We start from the raw sequence: 6,074 nt of genomic DNA, 5'->3' as shown, positions 1-6,074 counted from the left end.
AAAGTGTGCTCCCGCCCTGCCCTTGGCCCCGAGGTGGGTGGCAGCATCCAGGTGGATGTGAGCCCGGTGAACGATGCCCCCGTCAACGTCCTGCCAGGGGAGCCCCAGGTGGCCCAGGAGGATCAACCCTTCGCCATTCACGGTCTGCAGGTGAGCGATGTGGATGCAGGCAGCAGCACCATGGAGGTGACCCTGTCCGTACTGCACGGCACCCTGAACCTGCCGGTCGGCAGCGGGGTGACAGTGACCGGCAATGGCACCGGCTCCCTGGTGTTGAGCGGCTCCCAGGATGCCATCAATGCGCTGCTCTCTGGCGGGGTGACCTATCAGGGCGAGCAGGACTTCAACGGTCAGGATGCCCTGACCATGGTGACCAACGACAGAGGCAACACCGGCAGTGGCGGCGCCCTGAGTGACACCGATGTGCTGTCCATCGAGGTGCAACCGGTCAACGACGCCCCGATCAACCAGGTGCCGGACGCCATGGCGGTGAAGGAAGATGGTTCATTGTCCCTCTCCGGGATCAGTGTCAAGGACGTGGATGCGGGCAGTGCGCCCATGTCCATGGTGTTGCGGGTCGAACATGGCGTACTGACCCTGCTCGGGGCAGCGGGCGCCGTCTCGGTGCAGAGGGCGGGCAGCAACGAGATGACCCTGGTGGGGTCGCTCGATGATCTCAACAGCCTGCTCAACGGCAATCTGCACTACGAGCCGGCCAAGGACTTCTGGGGAGAGGACAACCTCACCATCACCACCTCGGATCGGGGCAATACCGGGGCGGGCGGTGCGCTCACCGATACCACCCAGGTTGGCATCACTGTCACCGCCGAGGCGGACGCTCCCCAGTTCGGTCTGGGCACCCACGACATCCACGTCCTGCAAGGGGCCTGGGTGCCGCTCAACCTGAGCGCCAGCGTGGTCAACCCGGCACCGGGCGAGCTGTTGGTGCGGATCCAGAATCTGGGCGGTGCTCAGGTGGTGGACGAACACGGCCAGAGCGTGGGTCATGCCGACAACAACGGCGACTGGCTGCTGCCCATGGAAGACTCGGTCCCACTCTATGTGAAAGATCTGGCGGCCGGGGATCACAGCCTGATCCTGACCGCCGAGTCGAGTGCGGGTGGGAGCACCCTGAGCTCGGCCGAGGAGACCCTCACCATCCACAGCCAGAGCGGCCACAATCTGCTGGGCTCGGATCAGAGTGACTGGCTGTTCGGCTCCACCGGCAGTGATCGGATCCTGGGTGGTCAGGGAGATGACGTGATCCGGGGCGGCCAGGGCAATGACATCCTGAGCGGCGGCGCGGGCAGCGATCTCTTCGTGTGGGGCCAGGGTGACGAGGGAACCGCGACGCAGCCTGCCATCGACACCGTTATCGACTTCCACCCGGAGGAGGGGGACAGGATAGATCTGGCGGACTTGCTCAAGGGGGTGACCGACAACAGCGTGGATGGCTTGCTCAATCACCTGTCGGCCTCTGTCACCAACGGCAGTGGGGGTCTGAGCGATATCAACCTGTCGGTCTCCCCGGCGGGGGATGGTCAGGTGACCCAGCAGATCACCCTGAAAGGCGTGGATCTGAGCGGCTGGAACCTGAGCGGCTCTTCTTCTCACGACATCCTGCAATCCATGCTGGATCAGCACAGCCTGATCATCCAGCATCCCTGAATTTGAGGGAGACAGCACCATAGAAAAGAGCCGGCAATTGCCGGCTCTTCCTTTATCTGGTTTTTACCTATCGACCCCTTTGCCGAGCGGGCCATCCGGCCTGGCATTGCAAGGGGATCAGGCCAGGGCCCGGGCCAGCAGATGGATCGGGTGTTCACAAGGGAATGGCGTACTCATCTCGATCTGCCACTTGCAGGTCTCGCAGTCGGTGATGACCAGATCGGGCTTGAGCCGGTTTATCTGATCAAACAGCCCCTCGCCGATGGCCTGGCTGGTCTGGTAGTTCTCCGACTTGAAGCCGTAGGTGCCGGCGATGCCGCAGCACTGGGAGTCCAGCACCGTCACCTTGACGCCGGGAATGGCGCGCAGCAGCTCGAGGGTATAGATGACGCCCCCCATCTTCTCCATGTGGCAGGGGGTGTGGTAGGCGATGTGCAGATTGAGCGGTTTCATCGCCGGCTTGTTGCCCTGGTAGAATTCGTTCCACAGGAAGCGGGTCACCAGCGAGATGCGATCGCGCACCTTGTGGTTGTCCTGCTCCAGCAGGTGGGGGTATTCATCGCGCAGGGTGAAGCCGCAGGTGGAGGAGGTGGCCAGCAGTGGCATCTCGTTGCCGAGCAGGGTGTTCTCCAGCTGCTGGATGTTGAAGGCGGCCTGCTGCTTGGCCTTGTCCATGAAGCCGTTGGCAATCAGCGGCACGCCGCAGCACTTCTCCCGCTCCAGCAGTTGCATGCCGATGTTCATGGCGTTGAGCACCTGCATCAGCTCCTTGCCGAGCTGCGGGTGGTTGTAGTTGACGTAACAGCCGTGGAAATAGGCTATCTGACGTTCGAAGCGGGCCTGACTGGCTTTCTGTTTCTTGTACCAGCCGCGGAAGGTGCCTTGCGAATACTTGGGCAGATCGCGGTGGGAGGAGACCCCCAACGCCTTGTCCAGCACCAGCTTCATCGGCTTGAGGCCGGTGGTGAAGTTGACCACAGGGGCCATCAGGGTGGACATGCTGCCCATCAGATCGGTGTGGGAGAGCACGAACTCGCGTACTCCCGGTTTGAAGCCGCCGTACTGGTGTTTGGCCTTGGCGATGATGTCGCCGATGCGCACCCCGCTCGGGCAGGCCACTTCACAGCGCTTGCAGTTGGTGCAGTGCTTGAGGGCGCTGTCAAAGAGCTCCGGGCTCTTGATGCGCAGCCGCTCGCCATCCGGGCCCGCCTGCTTGGGGCCGGGATAGGCGGGGTTGGCCTTGGCCACCGGGCAGTAGGCGGTGCAGACGGTGCATTTGATGCACTGATCGAAGGTTTGGTTGGCATGATCCAGTAGCATGATTTACTCCTCCCGTGCCGGATGAAAAGCGCAAGGGACGCGGCAATGGGATTGTCGAACGGGCAGTTGGCTGCCCGCAGTCAGGAAGTGAAGGGGAGACATCTCAGCCCTCCGCCAGAATATGGCCGGCGGCCTGCCAGCCGGTGGCAACCGCCACACCGGAGCCTGAACCTTCTCGCACGGGGTCATAGTGGGCCAGCACGCTGCCGGCGCCATAGAGGTTGGCGAGGGGGGTGCCGCCGCGCAGCACCCGCAGCTGGTCGTCGGTCTTGACCCCGAAGCCCATGAAGGGGTGGTGATCGAACAGGCGGCGACCGGCCCAGGCGTCGCGCTCGGGGAGGCTCAAGACGTCGGCGTCGAAGATGGGCTCGCGAATGCCCCCAAGGCGGGACTCCAGCCCGCGGCTGAAGAAGCTGCCGGAGGCGAGCACGAAGTGGTTCGCCTCGAACAGCTGATCGTCACCATTCTGGCTATGAACACCGATCACCCTATCGCCGTCGTAGCGGGCGCCCAGCACCCGCTCGCTGGTGAGGAAGGTGCCGCCGAGGGCCAGGAAACGGCGCTTTAGGGCCTCCTGCATCCGCATCCCGATGAGGGACGGCGGCATGGTGGCCACCTCCTTGATGGTGCAGCCGGTGCGCTGCTCAAGCTCCGCCAGACGGGGGCCGACCAGCCCCAGCGACAGGCAGGCGGGCAGTACGATATGGCGGCAGCCCGGCTTGCCGCACTCCTGCACCATGCGGCCTATCTCGCGGGCCAGGTCCGTCAGCAGGTCCTGCTTGTCGTGCTGCTGTTTGTCAAACAGGCGGGCGATGTCCGCAGAGCGAAACTCGTGGGGATTGCGGCTGAACGCAGCGAGCTGGGGCAGGCGAATTTCACCAGTCAGGATACGGCTGTGGGCGAAGCGCGAGTGGGTCGCCAGATTGGCTGCCGCCAGCGCCGGGTGAAAGTCACGAAAACCCTCGAGCGTCGCCAGCAGCAGGACGTCCGGTGCGGGCGCCTCCGTGACGCAGGCGCAGGTCTCGGGGGAGAGCCAGGTGGATTTCAGGGTGCCTATGGGGGTCAGGCGCTGGTGGTTGCGCTCCTGGCGAAACAGGGGCAAGCCCTGCAGGGCGCAGTGGCGCTGCAGATCCGCGAGGCTCGCCTCTATGCTGGCAAGACCCACCTTGCTGTAGGGATGATCGGGGTGCTCGGCCATAAAGGCCGGCAGGGCGGCGCGAGGGTCGCCTTCGCTCTCCAGCAGATCCACCGAGCCGGAGGAGAAGTGCAGGGCGCTCTGGCCCGAGGCCATCAGCAGCGTCTTCTGACCCGCCTCGGCCAGACGCAGCGCCGCCGAGAGGCCCGCCATGCCGCCACCTATCACGATACTGTCAAATTTCATGGCTGCACTCCTTGGTGGGGTTGGCTGCGGTGCTGGCATCGAGCGGGAAGGGCGGCTCGGCCACCAGGTGGGGGGCCGTCCACTCGCCAAGGCCGAACAGCCCTTCGTAGATCCAGTAGGTAAATTCCGCTTCGCGCAGGGCATCGCCCCAGAGCACCGGACGGGTGCCCTTGTAGCGCTCCTCCAGGAACTGGCGCAGCATGACGCAGGCCTGACGACCGTCGGCCTTGCCGTACTCCTGCATCAGACCGGCGGCGCGATAGGCGCACAGCTCCCCTTGACAGGGCCCCATCCCCAGACGGGTGCGGCGGCGCAGATCCACCAGGTTGTCCACGTCGAGCTCCCGCAGGGCGTATTCAATCTCCCCGGCGGTGACCATCTCGCACTCGCAGATGAGGGCGTTGGCCTTGGGGTTGTCGCGGAAAAAGGCGATGACCCGCTCGCCGTGGCGGTACTGGGCCGAGCCTTCGACCGGCACAGAGAGGCCGGGGGCGGAGACCTTTTCCGGATCCCGCGAGCCGGGCAGGCTTAGTTCGGCAGTGCGGCAGGGCCTGTTGTTGCCGAGTTTGTTGGCGACGAGATCCGTGGCCCACTCAGCCATCAGGCGGTAGGTCATCAGCTTGCCGCCGGTGATGGTGTTGAAGCCCTTGAGGCCATCACGCTCGGCATGATCCAGCAGCACTATGCCGCGACTGATGTTGCGGCCACTCTCGTCGCCGTCCACCGCCACCAGGGGGCGTACCCCGGCGTAGGCCCTCAGCAAACGGGTGCGGGCCATGATGGGGGCCAGTTTTATCCCCTCGCGCAGCAACACCTCCACCTCTTCGGGGTCGACGGTGAGCTGATCAATCTTGTGGTAGTCGATGCGACTCGAGGTGGTGCCGATGAGGGAGATGGTATCGCCCGGCACCAGAATGTCAGCATCCGCCGGCTTGCGGGCGCGGTTGAGCACCAGCTGGTTGATGCGGTAATCCATGATGAGCAATGAGCCCTTGGCCGGGAACATGCGGATGCCGAGGTCGGCGTATTCGCAGATCTGCTGGCCCCAGATGCCGGCGGCGTTGATCACCTCCTGGCACTCCACCTCGAACGCCTCGCCGGTGCGGGTGTTGATGGCCTTGACCCCGTGCACCCTATCCTGAGTGCGCAGCAGCCCCAGCACCTTGCTGTGGGTGAAGATGCGAGCGCCGTGTTCCTTGGCGTCCAAGACGTTTGCGGCGGCGAGGCGGAAGGGATCGACGGTGCCGTCCGGCACATGAATGGCACCTATCATCGCCGGGTTGACGTTGGGTTCGAGCCGCAGCGCCTCGCGGGGATCCAGCTGCCGGGTCTCGATCCCCGCCAGGGCGCAGGCCTCCATGAAGGTGCCTTGGAAGTTGATGTCATCTTCCGGCAGGGTGACGAAGAGGCCGCCGGTCGCTTCCACGCAGTGGCTGGCGATCCGCTTGAGGATGCGGTTCTCCTGAATGCACTCGCGGGCGGACTCCGGATCCGTCACCGCGTAGCGTGCCCCCGAATGGAGCAGGCCGTGGTTGCGCCCGGTGGTGCCTGCGGCTATGTCGTCCCGCTCCAGCAGGATGCAGTCGATGCCGCGCAGCGCGCAATCGCGCATGATGCCGGCCCCGGTGGCGCCACCCCCTATGATGACGACTTCTGTGGTTATTCTTTTCATTCTTGCCCGTCTCATCTCTTCCAGATGGTGCCA

The 6,074-nt window shown here is 64.5% G+C and carries 4 protein-coding genes; 1 reads left to right on the top strand and 3 read right to left on the bottom strand.

The genetic code is table 11. The features are described 5' to 3' along the window. Window positions 1-1,668: type I secretion C-terminal target domain-containing protein (locus tag BN1127_RS14205; protein ID WP_042649910.1), on the top strand; the 1,668-nt coding region annotated here is incomplete at its 5' end. Between the two features lie 117 nt (window positions 1,669-1,785). Here the strand turns inward: BN1127_RS14205 and glpC are convergent. The 3 genes from glpC to glpA all read right to left on the bottom strand — a co-directional run bounded on the left by glpC (window position 1,786) and on the right by glpA (window position 6,041). After that, window positions 1,786-2,988, bottom strand: coding sequence for an anaerobic glycerol-3-phosphate dehydrogenase subunit GlpC (glpC, locus tag BN1127_RS14200; protein ID WP_042649907.1), 1,203 nt, complete (start codon window positions 2,986-2,988; stop codon window positions 1,786-1,788). Window positions 2,989-3,091: 103 nt separating this feature from the next. Continuing rightward, window positions 3,092-4,369, bottom strand: a complete 1,278-nt coding sequence (gene glpB, locus BN1127_RS14195; RefSeq protein WP_042649906.1) for a glycerol-3-phosphate dehydrogenase subunit GlpB — start codon at window positions 4,367-4,369, stop codon at window positions 3,092-3,094. Further along, complete coding sequence (gene glpA, locus BN1127_RS14190; RefSeq protein ID WP_042649905.1) at window positions 4,359-6,041, bottom strand: anaerobic glycerol-3-phosphate dehydrogenase subunit A; 1,683 nt, start codon at window positions 6,039-6,041, stop codon at window positions 4,359-4,361. The genes glpB and glpA overlap by 11 nt, the downstream gene beginning before the upstream one ends. Window positions 6,042-6,074 lie beyond the last annotated feature (33 nt).

It is taken from the genome of Aeromonas media (assembly GCF_000819985.1).
Lineage (GTDB): Bacteria > Pseudomonadota > Gammaproteobacteria > Enterobacterales > Aeromonadaceae > Aeromonas > Aeromonas media.
The sequence above is the reverse complement of the archived record's forward strand: the minus strand, read 5'-3'. Positions and strand labels throughout refer to the sequence as shown.